Consider the following 21,941-nt stretch of genomic DNA (forward strand, 5'->3'; position numbering starts at 1 on the left):
TTTGTTTACAGATGAGTTGCTGTTCCTTTCCGTTTTAACCCTATCCTTAGTAGGGATTCTTGTATTTTTGCTTGGGTACTTAACAATCAGAAAAATAATTGAGATTCAAAAAAGAAAAAAGATTGAACATTACCGTGAAATCTATAATCCTCTTATTTCTTCGATCTTAATTGAGGGTAGTTTTTCAAGGAAACTAACTCCCGAAACGGTTCTACAACAAAAGGCCCTTGAACAATTGCTAAGCAGGTATACGAAGGTAATCGAAGGGGATGAGGAAAAGAATCGTTTATCAAAACTAGCATCGATGTACTTATCAGATTATTATCAAAAAATGCTTCAAAGCCACAAATGGAGTACTAGAATGAATACACTTTATCATATTGAGGATTTTAATATGATAAACCTTATGGAAGATGTTTTCAGGTTATTATACAGGAAAAAAATTACACACCAAGAACAGATTCATATCTTGAGAATATTGGCGTTATTTCAATTTTCTAAGCTATTTGACCTGTTGACCACTAAATATCAAGACCTAACCGAATTTGATTATCGCCATATCCTAATGCCATTAGAACAGAAGAAATTTGACCAATTTGTACTCCATTTTCATCAAGCAGGCTTGCCGCTTCAAAAAGCAATAATGGATGTGATTGCAAGTAAGCGAGAGGTCAGCTATAACCATTTCTTAGAGAAAACTTTCTCGAACTATTCCGGAGAAATAAGGTTAAGGGCCTTAAAGGCATTGGCCGAAATTGGATATGTAAAGAATAGTGCTCCATACTTAGAACTTCTCTATTCAGATAAATGGGAAGAGCGGATGGTTGCAATCAAATTAATTGGTTCATTGAAAGAAGAAAAAGCAATACCGAGGTTGATTGAGCTAATGCATGACAGGACATGGTGGGTTCGGTCACAGGCTGGACAGGCCATCAGCCAATTTAGCCACGGTAAAGAGATCCTTCGAACTGTTTTAGATTCGTCAAAAGATACATTTGCAAAAGATATGGCCTGGGAATGGCTGCATAAAGGGGTATAAACGGATGCCATTTATTCATTGGGGAGATATTGTATCGGCTTTTGCCTGGTTTATTGCAGTTTATATGGTAATAGTCATTATTTTTTATTCGGTAATTCTTATTATCTCCTGTTTTCAACTTCGAAAAGAATACCAGCTTGATCGGATACAGGCTTACGAAGATTATTTAGACGAAATTTATACCAAACCTGTTTCAATTATTGTTCCTGCATACAATGAAGAAGCTGGTATTATTCAAAGTGTTCGCTCACTATTAAGTGTAAACTATCCAACCTTTGAAATAATTGTAGTAAACGATGGTTCCAAGGACCACACCCTGGAAAAGATGATTGAATTCTATGATATGAAGGAAATCAAAAAAGTGGTTAGAATTCAAGTGAATACTAAACCAATCAAAAAGATATATCAATCATCGATTCTATCCAACCTTTTCTTGATCGACAAGGAAAACGGAGGAAAAGCAGATGCCCTTAATGTCGGACTCAACTTCTCCCATTATCCTTATTTTTGCTCTTTGGATGGTGATTCGGTTCTCGAAGAAGATGCTTTTTTGAAGGTAATGAAACCAATTGTGGACTCGGCTGAAGAAGTAATTGCTTCCGGAGGAAGTGTAAGGATTGCCAATGGCTGTGAAATTCAAAATGGTCATCTTCAAAGTGTTGGCCTATCCAATAAGCCATTGGTAGTGATGCAGATAATTGAATACTTACGAGCATTCTTAATGGGGAGAATTGGTCTCAGCAGACACAATCTTCTCCTTATTATCTCAGGTGCCTTTGGTGTTTTTTCTAAGCATTGGGTAATTGCTGCAGGAGGCTATCGAACCGATACGGTTGGTGAAGATATGGAACTTGTGGTGCGAATACATCGTTTATTAAAAGAAAAGGGACTGAAAAAGAAGATCGTATACGTTCCGGATCCTGTTTGTTGGACAGAAGTGCCAGAGGACATGAAATTTTTGCGGAGACAGCGTAGACGATGGCATAGGGGCCTATTTGAAAGTTTATGGGCCCATCGAAAATTAACCTTTAATCCTAAATACGGATCGATTGGTCTTCTAGCATTTCCTTATTTTTGGATTGTAGAGTTTTTCGGCCCGATTATTGAGCTATCAGGCTATATTTTTATGATATTATGTTTGCTTCTCGGGGGAACCTACATCGAGTTTTCCATTTTGCTGTTTTTACTTTCTTGTTTGTATGGGTCGATTTTTTCAATGGCTGCCGTCCTTTTAGAGGAGTGGAGCTTAACCAAATATCCAAAGGTAACAGATATCCTTAAGCTTTTTCTATATTCACTAACAGAAACCATCTGGTATCGGCCTATGACCGTTTTATGGCGCTGTGAGGGGGTCTGGCAAATCATAAAAGGAGATACAAGCTGGGGAGAAATGAAAAGAAAAGGTGTATCAAAATGAAAAAACCAATCTACTTATTTGTCTATACTATGATCTTTTTGGTCGTTCTAACAAGCCCTTTTTGGTTATGGAAATTGCAGCCAGAAAAAAAATTGAATGTGTTAATAGTAGATAAAACCATACCGAATACTACATACCGAGAACATAAGGGATTGGTGTGGATTTTAAACAATGCCAAGTATTTCAAGAATGGGCAAGAACCCTATTCATTAAAAAATGATTATAAAGGATTTAAGCCGAAAAAAAATCAGCAATATACCATTGTCCCACTACCCAAGGATTTAAAAGAATATGATGTTTTCTATTTGACAGATCAGTACGGTGTCTATAAAAAGGAATTTTATGGTCAGAATCCCACTGGCAGCAGGTCGGCCAAGATTTATGGAGGTCTGACACTAAGTGAAGTTAACCAAATGAAAAAGGCACTTATTCAATCAAAGTCAAAAACTTTAATTGCAGAATTCAATACATTTGCTAGTCCAACATCCCAATCGGCCAGGGAGGAAATTTCAAATTTGCTTAATGTCGAGTGGTCTGGATGGATTGGCAGATATTTTTCTGATTTGAATAGTAATGAAGTACCTCAATGGGTAAAACAGGATTATCAAAAACAAGGAGAAAAATGGGCTTTTAATGGAGAAGGATTTGTATTTGTAAGTAAAAATAATTATGTGGTTGTAATAGGGGAAAATGATGTCCACCATTCAGGACTCAAATTTAAATTAACCAGTCAAGGACAAAAACATTTTTCGCAACAAATAGACGGGACGTATCAGTATTGGTTCGATATTATTGATGCGAAAAATAATAAGGAGATCTTAGCGAATTATCAGCTGCCTGTGTCGAAAAGGGCCAGTGGGAAATTGAAGGGGTACGGAATACCCAAGGAGTTTCCTGCTGTCATATATCACAAAAATGCGAGATACTCCTCCTATTATTTTTCGGGCGACTATGCTGATGAAGCAGAACATGTGCCGGGGATTTATCAGACACAAGGTTTGGATAAGTGGAAAAGGACATTCGGATCAAATCATTCTTTTTATTGGACAGCCTATGTTCCGATGATGAAAGATATACTCAAAAATGGGTTAAAACACGTTGAGACCCAAGAGAAAATCGAACTGGTTGAAGAGAATGGAATAAAGACTAATAGCAAAACAAATGCTTCCTATATCCAAGTTCAAAAGAATGGAAAATGGGAGAACCTTTTAATTAAGGGAGTGAATATGGGGATTGGCAGACCTGGCTACTTTCCTGGAGAAGCATCCATTACAAAAGAAGAATATTTCCGATGGTTTCAAGAAATTGGAGCAATGAATGCCAATGCCATTAGGGTTTATACTCTGCATCCTCCCCAGTTTTATGAAGCTTTTTACGAATATAACCAAATTGCGAAAAGACCATTATATCTATTTCATGGAACGTGGGTTAATGAAGAAAATCTAGTCAAAACACAGGATGCATTTGCCAATGTAAATGTGGATGATGCCAAGCTGGAGATAAAGAATATGATTGATATTATTCATGGAAATGCTAATCTTGCCAAACGGCCTGGTCATGCATCAGGTGTTTATAACCATGATATTTCAAAGTTTGTCATCGGCACGATTATAGGAACAGAATGGGACCCGGCAATGGTGGAGAACACCAATACCAAGCATTCTGAAATGGCTCAGTTTAAAGGGAACTATTTTCAAACAGTCCATGCCACTCCGTTTGAAATTTGGCTGGCCGAATTGATGGATTATGCAGCAGAGTATGAGTCAAAGCAATATAACTGGCAGCATTCGATGAGCTTTACGAATTGGGTTACAACGGATTTGCTCAAACATCCATCAGAACCACTTGAAACAGAAGATATGGTTTCTGTTGATCCTAATCATATAAAGGCCTCAGGGTCTTTTAAAGCCGGGCTTTTTGCCTCTTATCATATCTATCCATACTACCCGGATTTTCTCAATTACGAAAAGAAGTATCTAAATTATACAGATGCTGCAGGGAATAAAAATAATTACGCAGGGTATCTGAATGATCTGCGTTCAGCACATCAAATGCCGATTTTGGTGGCGGAATTTGGTGTACCTTCTTCAAGAGGATTAACTCATAAAAATCCTTATGGAATGAATCAGGGATTTCATTCAGAAGAAGAGCAAGGACAGATCGATCAGCATTTATATCAATCGATTGTATCAGAAAAATATGCGGGCGGACTTGTGTTTACTTGGCAGGATGAATGGTTTAAGCGGACATGGAACACAATGGACTTTGATAATCCGGACCGCCGCCCTTATTGGAATAACCAGCAAACAAATGAACAGCATTTTGGTTTGCTTGGATTCGAACCAGGGAAGAAGGAAACAGCCATAATTGTCGATGGTGCTTCAGAAGATTGGGAAATCGCCGGTACAAAATTTGGTTACCAATCTAAGGGGTATCAGGGTATAAAAGAGGTGCGTTTCGCATCTGACAGCGGCTACTTATATTTCTTACTAAAATATAATCAACCTGTAGACTTTAACAGCGGAGGCACATATCTATTGCTCGATACCATTGGAAACCAAGGGAAAACAACGATTCCGATTAACCAGCAAGCTAGTATTAAAACAGATTACGGAATTGACTTTCTTATAAAGCTCCAGGGTCCAAAAGATTCACGAATCTTGGTTGATAGTTATTATGATACCTTCTATTATCAGTATGGAAAAACCTTGAAAATGATTCCTGAAGAGCCATATGCCTCAAGGAAGGATAACGGGGTGTTTAATCCCATTCGGCTGGCATTAAATAAACATCAAACAATTCCTTCAACAAAGGAAGTCATTCCGTTTCAGGATTATGAAACAGGGGTTTTAAAATACGGTAATGCTAATCCAGCCAGCAAAGATTTTGATTCCTTAACAGATATAAGTTTGAGCAATGATAAAAAGGTGCTAGAAGGAAGAATCGCTTGGCAGTTATTAAATGTTAAAGATCCCAGCTTAAAAGAAGTAACGGGGGATATTTGGAAACAGGGGTTGTCAAGCTCTATTAAGACTAGTGGAATTAGGGCTGCTGTTGTAACAACGGCGAAAGGCAGTGTACAACAAACCATTCCTAAGACTGTGAACGGGCAGCTCAAACAAAAGGGTTCACTATTTTACAACTGGAGAACGTGGGACCAGCCTGAATTCTATGAACGATTGAAAACATCTTACGAAATCATGCAAAAAACATATGGTACCATGGAAATTAATCAAACTAAATAAACAACCTTAAAACCACCGGTGCTTAGCTTCGGTGGTTTTAAGGTGTTAAAGGTTTCTTCTAAAATGTGAAATCGAAATAAAAAACCAGAGAAGGTTCTCTGGTTTAAGTTAAAAGAATAAATTCAAAATAAAGTAAATAAGGGCTGCAATCAATGCTGTAATTGGGAGGGTGATGACCCAAGTAATTAACATCCGTTTAGCTGTATCCCATTTAACGCCCTTTAGACGATGAGCAGAACCAACTCCAAGGATACCGGAAGAAATTACATGTGTAGTACTAACTGGTAAATGAATATATGTAGCACCAAAAATAATAGCAGCACCAGTTATATCCGCAGCAACCCCATTAACTGGACGTATCTTCATAATTTTTCCGCCAACCGTTTTGATTATTTTCCAGCCGCCAATAGAGGTTCCTAATCCCATCGAAATTGCACAGGAAGCTTGAACCCAAAAAGGGATTCCTGCATCTGGTGAAAGATATTTACTAGATACAAGTGCTAAAGTAATGATACCCATTGATTTTTGCGCATCATTTGTTCCGTGTGAATAAGATTGTAATGCGGCCGTCGCGATTTGGATATAACGGAATCGTTTGTTCGTTTTGGCTAAATTAAAGTTTTTAAAGGCAACTTTAAAAATACTATAAACAATATATCCCACCACGAAAGCTAAAATTGGAGAAAGAATCAGCGCCTCAATGATTTTGATGAAACCAGTGTAGTTTAAGGAATTAAATCCTTCTGCTGCAATGGCCGCGCCAGCAATAGAACCAATAATTGCGTGAGAAGAACTGCTTGGAATTCCAAAATACCAAGTGAGTAAGTTCCAAAAGATAGCTGAAAGTAATGCTGCTAAAATTACGACTGACCCATTGTGCAGTGTAAATGGATCAACTATATCCTTAGATACAGTTTTAGCAACCCCGGTAAACGTTAACGCTCCAACAAAATTCATAACCGCTGCTAGAAGTATGGCCTGACGCGGCTTTAACGCTTTAGTGGAAACGGATGTGGCGATTGCATTTGCAGTATCGTGAAAACCATTAATAAAATCAAATGCAAGGGCACCAATGACAATTAATATTGTTAAAATTAGTACAAGACTCATTTTTTTGCTCCTTATGCATTTTTCATAATAATGGATTCAAGTGTATTAGCTACAGTCTGGCAGAAGTCTGCGATATCCTCTAGGTCTTCATAAATTTCCTTATATTGAATAATTCGAATTGGATCCTTTTCAACAGTGAATAAATGTTTAATTGAATGTCTTAAAATATTATCGCACTTTGATTCATAATCCTTAATCTTAATGGCATGTTCTCTAATTTGAGCTAACTTTTTATTAGATAATAGCTCAACGGCTTTTTGAATTTCGTGAACACTGCCTTGAATGGCATCAACAAACTGTAACATAAACTCATCTGCGTCTGTGATGGAGTACATTTCAAATAGAGCAGCACAAGCTTCAAGTCCGTCTAGTACATCATCCATGCTCATTGCCAGCTGGAGAATATCCTCACGTTCAATCGGAGTTATGAAAGCATCGTTTAGTTCTTTAATCACTTCATGAACGAAAGTATCACCTTTGGATTCATACTCTTTCATCTTCTCAGAGAAGATTTTTAAATCACTGATATTTTTTAATTTATATTCAGTAAAAAAATCAACACTTTCATCAAGATTTGATGAAATATTACTTAATAATGCCGAGAATTTATCTACCTTTTTAGCCATAGGATAATACCTCCAATAATTTAAACAATGTATGTTTTCTTTCGCACCCAAATCATTTTAGCTGAAATATGTCGAAAAGAGAAAGAATTTACGTTAAATTTACAAAAACTTAACATTAGAATTTTCTGAATTTATCTATTGCTGCCTATAAAAAGTCTTTTATTACTTTTGCCTTATATTAAAATTTTATGTCCGTCCTGCGAATGTTTATTTTTTTAATCCAATATTTATTTTTTTATGAGTATAAATAACAAAAAAGGGTACTTTATAGGTACAGGCAGTAAACAATGCAAATGAATTAAACAAAACTGTCTGAAGTATAAACAAAAAGGTGAAATGAAGAATACTAAAAAGGAGTGTTCTAAATGAGTTTCATTTGGTCATTAATTGTTGGTGGTATAATCGGCTGGTTAGCGGGTTTAATAGTCGGAAGAAATATTCCGGGGGGCATTATTGGTAATATCATCGCAGGTTTTGTTGGTGCATGGTTAGGAACGGCAGTATTAGGAGACTGGGGACCAAATGTGGCTGATTTCGCCATAGTTCCTGCTATTATTGGTGCCGCCGTTTTAGTGCTTCTTTTAAGCTTCATTATGCGTGCCTTTAGAAAGGCAGACTAAAAGAAATTTAACAAGGAAAAGGATGTCTCCCGAATCGAGGCATCCTTTTTTTATATTTTATTTATATCAATAGCATGAAAAACTTCAGACAAATCGGTAATTGGTGCATGGCATAAAATGGACTCTCTGGTAAATGGATGTGTGAATTCAAGCTTTACCGCATGGAGAGCCTGCCTGTTTGTGAGCGGTTCACCACCATATAAAGTATCACCAATCAAGGGATGACCCAGGTGACTAAAATGAACTCTAATTTGATGAGTTCTCCCCGTTTCCAGCCAACATTTTAGGTAAGTAAAATTCTTTTGTTTATTAATATTTATTATTTGATAATGTGTTATTGCACCCTGTCCATTAGGCGAGACTCTACGTCTAGTCGCATGATGACGGTCCCGCCCAATTGGCATATTTAAGGTGCCTTTTCGCTGTTTAATTAGACCGTGCACAGCGGCAATGTATGTTCTTTTGATTTGGCGTTTTTCGAGCATTTTATCTAAGATCGCACCTGCTAGTGCGTGTTTTGCAAAAAGAATTGCACCCGATGTATCACGGTCTAATCGATGGATTTGGCGGACATTACCTGATTCACCTTTTGATAGCAGATAAAAAGCTACAGCATTTATTAATGAATCTTTTTCTTTAACCGGATCATTTGGATGTGTATTCATAAAAGGCGGTTTATTGACAACTAAAACATGGTCATCTTCAAACAATATATTTAATTCATGATAGTTCGGGATGACATGCGGATCTTCCTCTTCAAAAAGATGGAGTTGAAGTTTTGCGCCGGCTGTCAATGGTAAGTTCCAGTTAACTCGGTTGCCTTCCATTAGGACCTTATTATCAGATCGGAATTGATGCGTTAATCTTTTGGGAGCCTCCCAAATTTTTTGGAAAAGGTGTTCAACAGTAACACCTTCCCACTCCCTTGGAACAATGATTTGCAGCCATTCGCCAGTTCGTTTGGTTAAGTACATTATTTTCTCCTTTTATCTTTAGAATAAAAAACGTTGAAATTGGGTGGGAAATGTCCAGCTCCAGCGCCTAGCCCCTCGATGGTCTACAGCCAATCCGTCCAAAAGGTTAAAAAGCAACCTTTCGGACGGCTCGTCTTATGCTTGTCGGGGCTGACCAAGGCGCTTCCGCTTTTCTTATCTGTGGTGATAATTACCACCCAAAATTCACTTCGAATTATGTTATTCTTATGATATATATTACGACAGAAATAAGCGATGGCAAAGGTGGGTTAGATAAGTGAAAATAGTTTTTGCCTCGACACCAAGTCAAGAAGAAGAGATTAATGAACTGGTGAGGTACGTATACTCTAATATTTTTCCTCATTATTTTAGTGATGAAGAAATTAGTCAATTTAAGGAATTAAAGGTCTTGGATACGTCTTTGGATTTTAATACATTAAAAGATGCGTTTCAAGTTATGACAAGTATACAAACAGTTATTTCGATTTTAGAATCGTCACCGCTGGATGAACAATATGAAATGGTGTTTAACAAAAATGTTGCTACACTTAAAGAATTTGGACTGTTTTTTCCTTTTGATTTTGAGCAGTTTATAGAAACAAAAAGCTTAAAAAGTTCAATGCTGAGTATATACACCAAAGCAGATAATGAATTGATCATATAAAAAGCAGTAAAGCAAAAGCCTGTAATTATTTACAGGCTTTATTTATTTCTTGCTCTTACTGTGATATTTTTGAGATTATAGTATAAGGAGCTTTTCCTGCACTTTGCAAAAAATGTCGGTTTTTATCCTGTCATTTTTAGAGGAAAAAAGAAGTTAAACTTCGAATTATTGTATGGACAAAAATAGGAGGGATTACATCTATGGAATGGAAAACGATTGCGAAAAGTTGGCTTGATTTTGAAGGGCTTGACAATGAGTTGAAAAATGAATTAGAAACATTAAAGGGAAATGAAAAACAACTCGAAGAAATATTTTATAAAAATCTTGAGTTCGGTACGGGTGGAATGCGAGGAGAAATTGGTGTAGGTACAAATCGCATGAACATATATACAGTCCGTAAAGCTTCTGCAGGATTAGCGGCATACATAGAAGAGCATGGTGAAGAAGCGAAAAAACGCGGAGTTGTGATTGCCTATGATTCACGTCATAAATCGCCAGATTTTGCGTTGGAAGCTGCTAAAACGCTTGCTTCTAAAGGAATTCAAACATATGTATTTGATGAGTTACGACCTACACCAGAACTTTCATTTGCTCTAAGACATTTGAATGCTTTTTCTGGGATTGTGGTTACAGCGAGCCATAATCCACCTGAATATAATGGTTATAAAGTTTATGGCTCAGATGGCGGTCAGCTGCCACCTGAAGCGGCCGATATCGTAATTGCCAAGGTTAATGAAATTGAAAATGAATTACTAATTGAAGTTAGCAGTGAGGAAGAATTACGTAATGCTGGTTTAATCAAAACAATCGGTTCTGAAATCGACCAAGTCTATATTGAAAAGTTAAAAACGATATCTGAAAATCCAACTCTTGCTGCGGAGACCGATATTAAGATTGTATTTACTCCATTACATGGAACAGCCAATAAATTAGTCCGAGCTGGCCTTGCGGCATTAGGCTATAGTAATGTAACGGTTGTAAAAGAACAAGAATTGCCTGATCCTGAATTTTCAACTGTAAAAAGTCCTAATCCTGAAGAGCACGCTGCATTTGAATTAGCGATTCGCGATGGAAAGAAGGTCGGAGCGGATATTTTAATTGCAACTGACCCTGATGCAGACAGACTTGGAATTGCTGTTCCTAATGAAGAGGGAGAATATATTGTATTAACTGGCAATCAGACCGGTGCTTTATTAGTGGACTATCTTCTTTCTCAGAAACAAGCAAAAGGAATATTGCCTCAAAATGGGGTTGTATTAAAAACCATTGTTACATCTGAGTTAGGCCGGAAAATTGCTGCTGCATTCAACCTAGAAACAGTTGATGTTTTAACCGGATTTAAATTCATTGCAGAAAAAATAAAGGAATATGAAACAACAGGAGAGCATACCTTCCTATTTGGCTACGAGGAGTCTTACGGCTACTTAATTGGGGACTTCGCGCGTGATAAGGATGCTGTTCAAGCAGCGTTGCTGGCTACAGAGGTTTGTGCCCACTATAAAAAACAAGGATTAACCCTTTATGAAGGAATGCTCCGCGTATTCGAAAAATACGGTTTCTATCAAGAGGGACTTCGTTCTTTAACACTGAAAGGAAAAGAAGGGGCAGAGATGATTCAACGCCTGTTAGCATCTTTCCGTAATGAGCCATTAACAAGTTTGGGTTCACTTAAGACTGTTGCCAGCGAGGATTATTTGACTCGTAATAGAGCAACAAAAGATGGCGAAGAATCGATTCAGTTACCTAAATCTAATGTTTTGAAATATATCTTTGAAGATGGATCATGGGTATGCTTACGTCCATCTGGAACGGAGCCAAAAGTTAAATTTTATTTTGGTGTCAATAGTGCAAGTCTTGCAGAAAGCAAACAAAAGCTGCATACCATTGAAAAGGATTTTATGGAGTTAGTAGATAAGAAAGTAAAAATGGTTCAAACTATTTAATTTATAGGATGCAGCTTAGCGTTTTAACGAATAAAACGGCCTCCATATTAGGAAGCCGTTTTTTTGGTGGAATTCTATTTTCCCGGTAGAAAAATTTTCTCAACAATTTTGTATCCACTTTATTTTTCAGGAGAGACTATACATCGGTAAGCCATTTTCATCAGGGTCCAGTGAATCATTTGCATGGTCAATGTAACGGAGCAGATTATATAATTTTGTCTCAATCACAGTGTAGTCACGTTCAAAATTATATGCGTGCAGGAATTGTTCAATCTTTTTCGATAAGAATTGGTCCTTTGTCCGAACCATTAAAATTAATAAATTGTCCCATTCGGATCTGTGCGTATAATATAACGCCCGATCGTAATCCAGTTTATTCATTCGATTTTGCCTCCTCCATATTAGGAGTTGACTTTATTTTATGACATTCCCCAGATAACTTTCACAGAAAATGTTGGACACCTGATGTTTACGCGGTTTTTAACATTTACCAGTATAAAAAAGTTTTCTATAGAAACGTGGTGCATTATTTGGGTCGATTGATTTGTATGCTTTTCTGCTTATTCATACTAACAGATTCCGTGGCTGATGCGAAGATTGTAAAAGTGGATAAACCGTACTCATATGAACGTCTGAAGCAAGATCTGAAACAAATGAATAAAAAATACCGGGAACATATTGAAATTAAAACAATTGGAACAACACATTTTGGAAGGGAAATTTGGGGAGTAAAGTTAGGAGAGGGAAAAACTAATATTGTATTAATTGGTGCTCATCATGGGCGAGAGTGGCTGACAAGTGCCCTTCTGATGAACATGCTCGAGAGTTATGCCGAAGCATGTCAGAGAGGCAATAGACTCGGGTTTAGGTCAACAGATATCCTGAATCAAGTTTCTATTTGGTTTATACCAATGCTTAATCCGGATGGAGTGACCATTCAACAAAATAATCTCAAATCATTCTCCTTGGATTATCAAGACCAATTGTTACAGATGAATGAAGGCTCAAGAAATTTAAGAAGATGGAAGGCTAATGGGATTGGAGTGGATTTAAACAGACAATACCCTGCAGGCTGGAGAAGGCTTAACCAAGAGCAGTCAAACCCAAGCTATGCTTTTTATAAAGGTAAAAAACCTCTTGAATCCAAAGAGGTCATTGCTTTAACCCAATTTATTAAAGAGATAAAACCTTCGATTGCCGTTGCTTATCATACAGCAGGCAGGGAGATTTTTTGGAATTACAAAAATGGAAAACATCTGAAGCGTGATTATAAGGTTGCAAAGAAGGTATCCAGGCTGACCAACTATAAATTAGCGAAACCAGAACCAGAGGCATTTGGCGGTGGCTTTACAGATTGGTTTATTACCACCTATCACAAACCGGCTATGACCATTGAAATTAGTTACCTAGTTGGGGAAACTAGTCCGCCCCTGTCAGTTTTTAATACCGAGTGGAAGCGAAATAAATATGTCGGTCTTCTTCTTGCGAAGGAAGCCAAAAAGATGGACCAATAAATTAAGTATTTTAAACCGTAGAATCACAAAAACAAACGGCTTGCTATTGTTTTTTGGCCATCTCTCTCATCAATCTCACCTTTTCTTCATACATTGTTTTAAGAGGAAAAGGGGGAGTGAGGAATGAAAGTTGAAGATCGCAAGCAGCTAGAATATGCAATTAGTGAAATTACTGAGATTGCCAGAGGCTTTGGTCTGGATTTTTATCCAATGCGCTATGAAATCTGTCCAGCTGAAATTATCTATACTTTTGGTGCCTATGGTATGCCAACTCGATTTTCACATTGGAGTTTCGGGAAACAATTCCATAAAATGAAACTGCATTATGATTTAGGTCTAAGTAAAATTTATGAGCTTGTAATAAATTCTAACCCTTGTTATGCATTTTTGCTTGATTCTAACACACTTATTCAAAATAAGTTAATCGTTGCTCACGTTTTAGCCCATTGCGACTTCTTTAAAAATAATGTCCGCTTCCAGAATACCAAACGGGATATGGTAGAAAGTATGGCTGCTACTGCAGAGCGAATCCATAAATATGAAATACAATATGGAAAGAAGGAAGTAGAAACCTTTTTAGACGCTGTGTTGGCAATTGATGAGCACATTGACCCTTCTCTAATGAGGCCGAAACTTTCATGGTCCATAACGGATTTAGATGATGATGAAGATGATGAGCAGCGAAATATAACCCCATATGATGATTTATGGAAGCTGGATGAAAAGGATAATAAGGTAATTAGAAGTCCGAAGAAAAAGAAGTTCCCTCCCAAGCCGGAAAAGGACTTATTATTATTTATTGAAACCTTTAGTCGAGAGTTAGAGGATTGGCAGCGCGATATTTTAACCATGATGCGTGAGGAAATGCTCTATTTCTGGCCGCAGCTTGAAACGAAAATTATGAACGAGGGTTGGGCCTCATTTTGGCATCAACGAATATTACGCGAATTGGATTTAACAAGTGGTGAAGCAATTGAATTTGCAAAACTGAATGCGGGAGTTGTTCAGCCATCCAAAACGGGAATCAACCCTTACTACCTTGGTATTAAAATCTTTGAGGATATCGAAGAAAGATATAATAACCCAACAGAAGAGATGAAACGAAGAGGTGTTAAGCCAGGGTCTGGCAGGGAAAAGATGTTCGAGGTACGGGAAGTTGAATCAGACATATCTTTCCTTCGTAATTACTTAAACAAAGATCTAGTAATGAGAGAGGATATGTATCTGTTCCAAAAGCAGGGAAGGGATTATAAGATCGTTGATAAAGAATGGGAACATATCCGTGATCAATTAGTGAATATGCGGGTAAACGGAGGATTCCCTTATATCACCGTTAATGATGGCGACTTCTTGAAAAATGGAGAGTTGTACTTAATGCACTGGTATGAGGGTGTAGAATTAGACGTAAAGTATCTTGAAAAGGTACTTCCGTATATTCACCAGCTTTGGGGCAGACCTGTCCATATGGAAACCATGGTTGAAGAAAGAAAAATGCTGTTTTCCTATGATGGTAAAGGTGTACATCGAAAATATTTATAACGTAAAGGCAGCTATTTTAAATAGCTGCCTCTTTGCTTATATCTCTAAACTGTTTGAAATGGATGAGCGAAGGAGAGAATCCTAAATTAGATTACAACAGTTTCTTTCGCAAGTGCCTCTTCTACTGAAACATATTTAAATCCTAGGTCTTTTGCCACCGCTTCATAAGTAATATCCCCATTTGCTACATTAACGCCAAGCTTTAAAGCAGCATTTTCCGAAATGGCTTTTACAACCCCTTTATTAGCGATTTGTAAAGCATATGGAACAGTAACGTTCGTAAGGGCAATTGTTGAGGTTCTTGGAACTGCCCCAGGCATATTGGCAACGGAATAATGAACCACACCATGTTTGACAAAAATAGGATTATCATGTGTTGTTACATGGTCAATGGTTTCAACAATTCCGCCTTGGTCAATCGCCACATCGACAATAACAGATCCTGGCTTCATTGTCTTCACCATTTCTTCAGTTACTAGTTTCGGAGCCTTTGCACCGGGAATTAACACTGCTCCAATGAAAAGATCAGCTTCCGCAACTGCTTCTGCGATGTTAAATGGATTTGAAATTAATGTTTTAACTTGATTTCCAAAAATATCATCTAACTGGCGTAAACGGTCGGCACTTAAATCTATGATGGTTACATCAGCACCTAGCCCAATAGCCATTTTAGCAGCATTTGTTCCAACAATACCACCACCAAGAATAGTTACCTTACCACGGTTAACTCCTGGTACGCCAGCTAGAAGGATTCCTTGACCGCCATTATTCTTTTGTAAGAATTGTGCACCAATTTGTGCGCTCATGCGACCGGCCACTTCACTCATTGGGGTAAGCAGCGGAAGAGTTCTGTTTACAGAGACTGTTTCATACGCAATAGCAAGAACCCCTTTATCTTTAAGTGCCTTTGCTAAAGAAGGTTCAGCAGCAAGGTGCAAATAAGTAAATAAGATTAACCCTTGGCGGAAATACTGATACTCACTTTCTAATGGCTCTTTTACCTTCATTATCATTTCTGATTTTGTCCAGACATCTTTAACATCTTCCAGGATTTCTGCGCCCGCTTTTGAATAGTCCTCATTAGTGAATCCGCTTCCAACACCGGCGTCTTTTTCTACTAAAACATTATGACCAGCTTTTACTAATGAAACAACACCAGCTGGAGTAAGTGATACACGATTTTCGTTATTTTTAATCTCTTTAGGTACACCAATAAACATATCTGAAGTCCTCCCTAATACTTAAAAGTATTTCCTTGCTATGGCTAAAGTATAAAATGTTTTTCTCGGAAATACTTTGTTTAGAAAGTAGAAAATTTTTCATCCATTTTGGGGATTTTCACAAAATGTTCAAATCTATTTATATTTCTCGAGCTTTAGGTCAATATAGAGAAGCATTTTCTGGCTAGGGTCCTTAAAATTCACATCTCCAATTTCAGAAATCCGCTTTAACCGGTAATTGAGAGTGTTCACATGAACATTTAGTTCCTTGGCGGCATCATTTATATTGTTATCTTTATTTAAGAAAACCTCTAACGTTTCAATTAGATTACTATGATGTTTTAGGTCATATTCTTGCAGCCTTCTCAATGAATAATTTTCAGAAGCTTCACTTTGTCTTTTTTCCAAAATAACTTCAAAAAGTTGATAAATCCCCAGTTTTTGATAATTAAAAATTTCTTTTGTTTCTGCTGGGAATTTTTCTTTAATTGATAAAACATTTAAGGTTTCTTTATATGCTTGGCCAATTTTTTGATAATCATCATAAATACTGCTGTATACAGGAGTGATTCCTTTGATCTGATACCGCTCGGCCATTGTCGAAACAAAGGTCTGAACAAAACGATTAAACTCTTGATAAGGCGCTTTATTATTAACAGCGGAGATTAAGACAATTAGTTGATTGCAGTCCATTGTATATAGCAATATTTTCATCAGTTGACTGGTTTTTAATAAATAAGAAATATTTTGTTCTACTTTACTTGTTATGTTTTCTGGAAATTGAAATACTGCAATCACAAAGGAAGGGGAGGGAGTAATTTTCAATTCATGAAAACGCTCGTAGATGTCCTTTTCGGCCTTCAAGTGTCCTGTTAATAGTTTCCAGAAGAATTCCTGCGAATGTTCTTCTTTTTTATTTTTCCTGGTTTGCAGCTGTAAAAGTTTATTTTTTGCCGAATCCGCCGCTTTTTTGAGTAAATCAAAATCCTTATCAGTTAAGGTTTTATCAATTTCTATCGCCCAAATAAAGCCTAATACCTCATCTTGCTTCCAAATAGATATAGCAACTCTATTATTAAGTCCAATATCATCCATATTCTTAACACGGATTGGTTCACGGGTTTGAAGCAGGGCGGGAATGGTTCCTTCTTTCCATAATTGATTAATCACCTTCTCAGGCACTCTTCGTCCGATGATGGTATAAATCCTTGCGGGATCAGTCCGTTCATCATGTGTGCTATAGGCAAGAAGTCGATGATTAGCATCCTCAATCGTAATCGGGCAATTTAAAACTTGACTTATTAAATCTGCAAATTCTTCTAAACTATCAAAAGCGGTTTTAAACGGATCATGTTGTCTAGTATTCAAAATGAAAACCTCCACAATGTCTATCACGGAATGATTTTATTCTTTGGTAGGTAAGAAAGTATAAAAGTTTTTACCTAGAGAATTGTCCAGCTCCAGCGCCTAGCCCCTCGAGGCCACAAGCCAATCCGTCCAAAAGGTTAAAGAGCAACCTTTCGGCCGGCTCGTCTTGTGCTTGTCGGGGCTGACCAAGGCGCTTGCGCTTTTCTTAGTTTAATTCTACAAAAAGTTATAGTAAATTTCTCGTTATTCTACAAAAAAGATTGTTCATAGAAATGTTAAAATAATGTCATAAAATGTTCGGATTTTTTCAAATAGATTTGAAAGCGCTAACAATAAAAAACAGGAGGATGGTCAGTCGCATTAATTGCTGATAAGTAGTATGATAATAATTCATAAATTATTTTTTGTCAAAATTCGAACAAGTGGATGAATGGAAATTGAAGTTTTTTCAGGAGGAGATTCATAGATGGGGAAAAACACTCAGAACAAAGAACTTCATCGCGGTTTAGAGGAAAGACATATAACGTTAATGTCTCTCGGTGCAGCTATTGGGGTAGGATTATTTCTTGGTTCAGCGTCTGCGATCAAAATGGCGGGACCAGGTATTTTGGTTGGGTACGCATTTAGCGGATTAATCATGTTTTTTATAATGAGAGCCTTAGGTGAAATGGCGATTCAAAAACCGGTAGCCGGTTCTTTTAGTAAATATGCGCGTGATTATTTAGGACCGCTGGCGGGATACATAACAGGTTGGAATTATTGGTTTTTATGGGTAGTTACTTGTATGGCTGAAATTACTGCCATTGGTATTTATATGGAATATTGGTTCCCAGCTGTTCCAAGATGGATATGGGCATTAGCAGCACTTGTCATTATGGCGTCAGTCAACTTCCTTGCTGTTAAAGCTTATGGGGAATTAGAATTTTGGTTTGCCTTAATTAAGATTGTTACAATCATTGCGATGATCCTAATCGGTGCCGGGATGATTCTCTTTGGTCTTGGTAATGGCGGAATTGCAACCGGTGTCAAGCATTTATGGGAGCATGGCGGTTTCTTCCCGAATGGAATAAAAGGTGTGTTATTATCCCTGCAAATGGTTATGTTTGCCTACTTGGGAATTGAAATGATTGGGGTTACAGCTGGAGAGGTAAAAAATCCGGAAAAGTCGCTTGCAAGAGCAATAGATACTGTCTTTTGGCGGATTCTTCTATTTTATGTTGGAGCACTGTTTGTAATTATGTCGATTTATCCATGGGAGGAAATTGGTACAAAAGGGAGTCCATTTGTACTGACCTTTGAAAAAATTGGCATCCCTGGGGCAGCAGGTATTATAAACTTTGTTGTTCTAACGGCAGCTCTTTCATCTTGTAATAGCGGTATTTTCAGTACAGCTAGGATGCTATTTAATCTTGCTGAGCATGGGGAGGCCCCTAAAAACTTTGGTAAGGTTAACAAAAGCGGTGTTCCCGGAGTTGCTGTGGTTGCCTCTGCAGGAGCTTTATTGATAGGGGTTATCCTAAATTATATTGTCCCTGCAAAGGTATTTACTTGGGTTACGAGTATTGCTACATTTGGTGCGATTTGGACTTGGGGAGTCATTCTTTTGTCGCAAATTCGTTATCGACAAACTCTTAAGCAGGGGGAAGTAAAGGTCCTAAAATATAAAATGCCATTATTTCCTTACACATCTTATTTCTCCTTAGCCTTTTTAGCGTTTGTCATTGGATTGATGGGCTATAATCCTGATACAAGAATTGCTTTAGTAATCGGACCGTTATTCCTGGTCTTCTTAGTAGCAGTCTACTATATCAAAGGTTTTCATAAACGGGATAAGATTGAAACTAATGTAAAAAAACGAATCATTTAAACAGGAAAGAGCAGTAAGTCGTTTTATTGGACTTGCTGCTCTTTTTTTACAAAAATACCTAATACTCAAATATTAGGATGTTCCTTTCTTTCACATACTATTATTGTAAAAAAAGGAGGGTAATTTGATTGAATAGGAAGATTGGATGGCTTTTAACCTTAATAATGGTTGTGTCACTCTCAGGTCTAAATGTAAAAGCTGAGACGAAAGGCAGTTCTTCGTTAAACCTGTATGATCAAAATACCATGTCTGTACTTTGGTTTCAAAACTCAGCTGAAGCAAGAGCTTTATATTTTCAAGGTTATAACATGGGGAGAATGCGATTAGATGAGCTATTAAGGGACCGACCTAAAACAACCGGATTAAAACCCGCAATTGTATTAGATATAGACGAGACGATCCTTGATAACAGTCCGCATCAGGCGTGGTTTGTCCTTCATGGGAAAGGAGTCCCGTTCGGCTGGAATGAATGGTTTAGACGTGGGGAAGCCAAAGCCTTGCCTGGTGCAATTGAATTTTTGCAATATGCTAATGCAAGGGGAGTCGATATTTTTTACATATCGAATCGAAACGAAACGGAAAAAAAAGCAACGATGAAAAATTTATTAAATGTAGGTGCTCCTCAAGTAATTAGTGAGCATGTGTTATTACAACAGCCCGGAGAAAGAGGGAAGGAAACCCGCCGCATTCAGGTAGCAAAAACTCACGACATTCTTTTGTACTTTGGAGATAATTTAGGTGATTTTAGCGGGTTTGATGGGTTAACGGTTTCAGAAAGATCTAATGAGGTTGATAAACGCAAGGATGAGTTTGGCCGTAAACTGATTGTTTTCCCTAACCCCATGTATGGCGATTGGGAGGGTGCTATGTATCATTACGACTATAGAAAAACAAATGAAGAAAAGGACAGGCTAAGAAAGAAGTTACTAGAAATTTATATTCGGTAAATTCTTTAATAAAGAAGACACCTAATGGGGTGTCTTCGCTTATTTTAGAAGATAGATAAGGACAAGTTTATTGCTTTACATTTTTCAAGATGTTTATCGCAAAGACTATGATCCCTATAACCAATAATGTTCCACCAACAGCAACTGCAGGTCCGGCACTATCTACACCGGAGACCAAAAAGGCAAGCCCAATCATCATAATTGGAAGTGAGATATTATGGAGCCAAAAATGAACCTTCGCAAGTTTGGTTTTAGCCGCATTTGGAAATCCGACATAAATCAAGCCAGCAAGTGCCATTGACATCCAACCTAATAAATTAATATGCACATGAACAGGTGTAAAGTCAAAGGCTTCCGTCATCGACATATACATGCCAATGAGCACCCCAATAACAAAATAGATCACGGAAATCTTAATCAATTTAACCGCCATTTTCCTGCCCCCTTATGTTAAAAAATATGACTATAGTACTAAATATGAAGGGAGGAACTGAAAAAGAACCATTCTCTAGTAGGGATTTTTGAAAACTCGAAAAAAAAAAAGCCTTAGTAAATAAGGCGAATTTAAAAGAATGCTCTTAACCCAACTAAGATAAGTCCTATCAAAAATCCGCAAACAGCTCCATTAACCCGGATCCATTGAAGGTCTTTTCCGACGTTAGTTTCGACCATGTTAATCAATGTTTTATCGTCTAATTTGTCTAAATTCTCTTTAACAAGCTTGCCAATTTTAGAATGATTTTTATCCACAAAGGAAGAAAGTTTTGATTTAATCCACGTATCTATAGCCTCTACTTTTTCGGGGCTAGTTTTTAATTCCGTTAGCATGTCATTTATAAATGGAAGTAAGTAATGATTTAAAAAGCCAGGTTCTGCAACGAAATTGATAGCTTTTTGCTGAAACTGTTCTAATATATCATTAATTTGCTCTTGTGACTCCCATTTAGTAATGGCATGTGATTTCAAATTCGAAAGTTCTTCATAGATTTTTTCGTCTGTTTTAATTGATTCAAGCTTATTTCGGATATGAATTAATAAAGTTCGGCGATTTGGGTTATAGGGGTCGCTGTAACTGGCAACTCCTTTTTGAATTAGGTTTTGGATAATGTTACCCAATTTTTCCTCGTTAACAAGATTACTAAAAGATTTCAGAGCAAACTGCATAAAGCCATCTGCTTTGATGTTTTCCACAGCATCCACTGCCATTCCGCCCAGCTTATATTTAGTGGAATCTTTCGCGGCCCATTCGTCGATTTCCTTGAGAATGTAATCTAAGGTTTTTTCGTCATATTTTCGTTCTGTTACTTGCTCAATAAGTAAGGGTAGATAATTTTTTATATCCCAGTCATCTAATTTAGCTTTTAGTTCTTTTTCGATAATTGGCGTTAGCTTTCTTACCTCTATTTTTTTAATCAAGTGTTGAACTAGCGTGACGACATTTTTTTGTAGCGATTGGGAATTCATTTCAGTCTCTAATATCTCTATAAACTTATTGGTGAAAGCAATCGTATTGATTTTTTTACGAATACTTTCCTTAGTAAGCCACTCATTTTCAAGCATGGATATTATTCCTGCTGTAATTCGTTGCCGGTTCTTTGGCAGCAATGCAGTATGGGGAATTGGAATCCCCAGCGGGTGTCGAAAAAGTGCAGTTACCGCAAACCAGTCTGCTAATCCACCGACGAGCCCCGCTTCAAAACCACCTTGGAGGATATTTCCCCAAAATGAATCCTGTAATGGAATGGTAGCAATAAATCCGATTCCCATGATTATAAGAGAAATAGTCGCTAAATGATGCGATTTATTTTTCTGTTTTACCATCTTTGTACCCCTCGTTCTTAAATTATT

At 37.3% G+C, this 21,941-nt stretch carries 18 protein-coding genes; 10 read left to right on the top strand and 8 right to left on the bottom strand.

Annotation, left to right across the window (positions count from 1 at the left end; translation table 11 throughout):
* Position 1: 1 nt before the first annotated feature.
* The 3 genes from M3226_RS07560 to M3226_RS07570 are packed head-to-tail and all read left to right on the top strand — an operon-like array spanning position 2 to position 5,701.
* Positions 2 to 1,039: a HEAT repeat domain-containing protein gene (locus M3226_RS07560; protein ID WP_251564056.1), complete on the top strand. Its 1,038-nt coding sequence runs from the start codon at positions 2 to 4 to the stop codon at positions 1,037 to 1,039.
* A gap of 4 nt (positions 1,040 to 1,043) precedes the next feature.
* Positions 1,044 to 2,456: a glycosyltransferase family 2 protein gene (locus M3226_RS07565; RefSeq protein WP_251564058.1), complete on the top strand. Its 1,413-nt coding sequence runs from the start codon at positions 1,044 to 1,046 to the stop codon at positions 2,454 to 2,456.
* Positions 2,453 to 5,701, top strand: coding sequence for a hypothetical protein (locus M3226_RS07570; protein WP_251564060.1), 3,249 nt, complete (start codon positions 2,453 to 2,455; stop codon positions 5,699 to 5,701). Before M3226_RS07565 ends, M3226_RS07570 begins: the two co-directional genes overlap by 4 nt.
* A 108-nt stretch (positions 5,702 to 5,809) precedes the next feature.
* Here M3226_RS07570 and M3226_RS07575 read toward each other — a convergent pair whose 3' ends face one another.
* A complete protein-coding gene (locus M3226_RS07575; protein ID WP_251564062.1) occupies positions 5,810 to 6,811 on the bottom strand; it encodes an inorganic phosphate transporter in 1,002 nt (333 codons plus the stop codon).
* Between the two features lie 11 nt (positions 6,812 to 6,822).
* Positions 6,823 to 7,437 carry a DUF47 domain-containing protein gene (locus M3226_RS07580; RefSeq protein WP_251564064.1) on the bottom strand — a complete coding sequence of 205 codons (615 nt, stop codon included), beginning with the start codon at positions 7,435 to 7,437 and terminating at the stop codon, positions 6,823 to 6,825.
* A gap of 365 nt (positions 7,438 to 7,802) precedes the next feature.
* On the opposite strand from M3226_RS07580, the gene M3226_RS07585 reads away from it, so the two are divergent.
* Positions 7,803 to 8,057, top strand: coding sequence for a GlsB/YeaQ/YmgE family stress response membrane protein (locus M3226_RS07585; protein WP_251564066.1), 255 nt, complete (start codon positions 7,803 to 7,805; stop codon positions 8,055 to 8,057).
* 50 nt (positions 8,058 to 8,107) lie between these two features.
* Here M3226_RS07585 and M3226_RS07590 read toward each other — a convergent pair whose 3' ends face one another.
* On the bottom strand, positions 8,108 to 9,031 hold the full coding sequence (locus tag M3226_RS07590) for an RluA family pseudouridine synthase (protein WP_251564068.1): 924 nt from the start codon (positions 9,029 to 9,031) through the stop codon (positions 8,108 to 8,110).
* Between the two features lie 277 nt (positions 9,032 to 9,308).
* Between M3226_RS07590 and M3226_RS07595 the strand changes: the two genes are divergently transcribed.
* Both M3226_RS07595 and M3226_RS07600 read left to right on the top strand, forming a co-directional pair.
* Positions 9,309 to 9,695, top strand: coding sequence for a YhcU family protein (locus M3226_RS07595; protein WP_251564070.1), 387 nt, complete (start codon positions 9,309 to 9,311; stop codon positions 9,693 to 9,695).
* A 200-nt stretch (positions 9,696 to 9,895) separates the two neighbouring features.
* Positions 9,896 to 11,638 carry a phospho-sugar mutase gene (locus tag M3226_RS07600; RefSeq protein WP_251564072.1) on the top strand — a complete coding sequence of 581 codons (1,743 nt, stop codon included), beginning with the start codon at positions 9,896 to 9,898 and terminating at the stop codon, positions 11,636 to 11,638.
* Positions 11,639 to 11,764: 126 nt separating this feature from the next.
* Here the strand turns inward: M3226_RS07600 and M3226_RS07605 are convergent, their stop codons facing one another.
* Positions 11,765 to 12,019 (bottom strand): YhdB family protein, encoded by a 255-nt coding sequence (locus tag M3226_RS07605; RefSeq protein WP_251564074.1) that lies wholly within the window; start codon positions 12,017 to 12,019, stop codon positions 11,765 to 11,767.
* 149 nt (positions 12,020 to 12,168) lie between these two features.
* Between M3226_RS07605 and M3226_RS07610 the strand changes: the two genes are divergently transcribed.
* On the top strand, positions 12,169 to 13,152 hold the full coding sequence (locus M3226_RS07610) for a M14 family zinc carboxypeptidase (protein ID WP_251564075.1): 984 nt from the start codon (positions 12,169 to 12,171) through the stop codon (positions 13,150 to 13,152).
* Positions 13,153 to 13,275: 123 nt separating this feature from the next.
* Entirely contained in the window at positions 13,276 to 14,691 is a 1,416-nt protein-coding gene (locus M3226_RS07615) for a SpoVR family protein (RefSeq protein ID WP_251564077.1), read from the top strand.
* An 86-nt stretch (positions 14,692 to 14,777) separates the two neighbouring features.
* On the opposite strand, the gene ald is transcribed toward M3226_RS07615, so the two are convergent.
* Complete coding sequence (ald, locus tag M3226_RS07620) at positions 14,778 to 15,911, bottom strand: alanine dehydrogenase (protein ID WP_251564079.1); 1,134 nt, start codon at positions 15,909 to 15,911, stop codon at positions 14,778 to 14,780.
* 135 nt (positions 15,912 to 16,046) lie between these two features.
* Positions 16,047 to 17,279, bottom strand: a complete 1,233-nt coding sequence (locus tag M3226_RS07625) for a PucR family transcriptional regulator (RefSeq protein ID WP_251564081.1) — start codon at positions 17,277 to 17,279, stop codon at positions 16,047 to 16,049.
* Between the two features lie 466 nt (positions 17,280 to 17,745).
* On the opposite strand from M3226_RS07625, the gene alaP reads away from it, so the two are divergent.
* Positions 17,746 to 19,146, top strand: a complete 1,401-nt coding sequence (gene alaP, locus M3226_RS07630) for an alanine permease AlaP (protein WP_251564083.1) — start codon at positions 17,746 to 17,748, stop codon at positions 19,144 to 19,146.
* Between the two features lie 164 nt (positions 19,147 to 19,310).
* On the top strand, positions 19,311 to 20,093 hold the full coding sequence (locus M3226_RS07635; protein ID WP_251564526.1) for a 5'-nucleotidase, lipoprotein e(P4) family: 783 nt from the start codon (positions 19,311 to 19,313) through the stop codon (positions 20,091 to 20,093).
* 67 nt (positions 20,094 to 20,160) lie between these two features.
* On the opposite strand, the gene M3226_RS07640 is transcribed toward M3226_RS07635, so the two are convergent.
* Both M3226_RS07640 and M3226_RS07645 read right to left on the bottom strand, forming a co-directional pair.
* The gene (locus tag M3226_RS07640) at positions 20,161 to 20,526 is read right to left on the bottom strand and encodes a cytochrome-c oxidase (RefSeq protein WP_251564085.1); all 366 of its coding nucleotides are present in this window, start codon (positions 20,524 to 20,526) and stop codon (positions 20,161 to 20,163) included.
* Positions 20,527 to 20,657: 131 nt separating this feature from the next.
* Complete coding sequence (locus M3226_RS07645; RefSeq protein ID WP_251564087.1) at positions 20,658 to 21,914, bottom strand: DUF445 domain-containing protein; 1,257 nt, start codon at positions 21,912 to 21,914, stop codon at positions 20,658 to 20,660.
* Positions 21,915 to 21,941: the final 27 nt, after the last annotated feature.

The organism is Neobacillus cucumis (genome assembly GCF_023715505.1).

What these genes read in the sequence shown, in the direction of transcription:
- M3226_RS07565 (WP_251564058.1), top strand. Translation starts at nt 1,044, where the DNA reads ATGCCATTTATTCATTGGGGAGATATTGTATCGGCTTTTGCCTGGTTT.
- M3226_RS07570 (WP_251564060.1), top strand. Translation starts at nt 2,453, where the DNA reads ATGAAAAAACCAATCTACTTATTTGTCTATACTATGATCTTTTTGGTC.
- M3226_RS07575 (WP_251564062.1), bottom strand. Translation starts at nt 6,811, where the DNA reads ATGAGTCTTGTACTAATTTTAACAATATTAATTGTCATTGGTGCCCTT.
- M3226_RS07580 (WP_251564064.1), bottom strand. Translation starts at nt 7,437, where the DNA reads ATGGCTAAAAAGGTAGATAAATTCTCGGCATTATTAAGTAATATTTCA.
- M3226_RS07585 (WP_251564066.1), top strand. Translation starts at nt 7,803, where the DNA reads ATGAGTTTCATTTGGTCATTAATTGTTGGTGGTATAATCGGCTGGTTA.
- M3226_RS07590 (WP_251564068.1), bottom strand. Translation starts at nt 9,031, where the DNA reads ATGTACTTAACCAAACGAACTGGCGAATGGCTGCAAATCATTGTTCCA.
- M3226_RS07600 (WP_251564072.1), top strand. Translation starts at nt 9,896, where the DNA reads ATGGAATGGAAAACGATTGCGAAAAGTTGGCTTGATTTTGAAGGGCTT.
- M3226_RS07605 (WP_251564074.1), bottom strand. Translation starts at nt 12,019, where the DNA reads ATGAATAAACTGGATTACGATCGGGCGTTATATTATACGCACAGATCC.
- M3226_RS07615 (WP_251564077.1), top strand. Translation starts at nt 13,276, where the DNA reads ATGAAAGTTGAAGATCGCAAGCAGCTAGAATATGCAATTAGTGAAATT.
- ald (WP_251564079.1), bottom strand. Translation starts at nt 15,911, where the DNA reads ATGTTTATTGGTGTACCTAAAGAGATTAAAAATAACGAAAATCGTGTA.
- alaP (WP_251564083.1), top strand. Translation starts at nt 17,746, where the DNA reads ATGGGGAAAAACACTCAGAACAAAGAACTTCATCGCGGTTTAGAGGAA.
- M3226_RS07635 (WP_251564526.1), top strand. Translation starts at nt 19,311, where the DNA reads ATGGTTGTGTCACTCTCAGGTCTAAATGTAAAAGCTGAGACGAAAGGC.
- M3226_RS07640 (WP_251564085.1), bottom strand. Translation starts at nt 20,526, where the DNA reads ATGGCGGTTAAATTGATTAAGATTTCCGTGATCTATTTTGTTATTGGG.
- M3226_RS07645 (WP_251564087.1), bottom strand. Translation starts at nt 21,914, where the DNA reads ATGGTAAAACAGAAAAATAAATCGCATCATTTAGCGACTATTTCTCTT.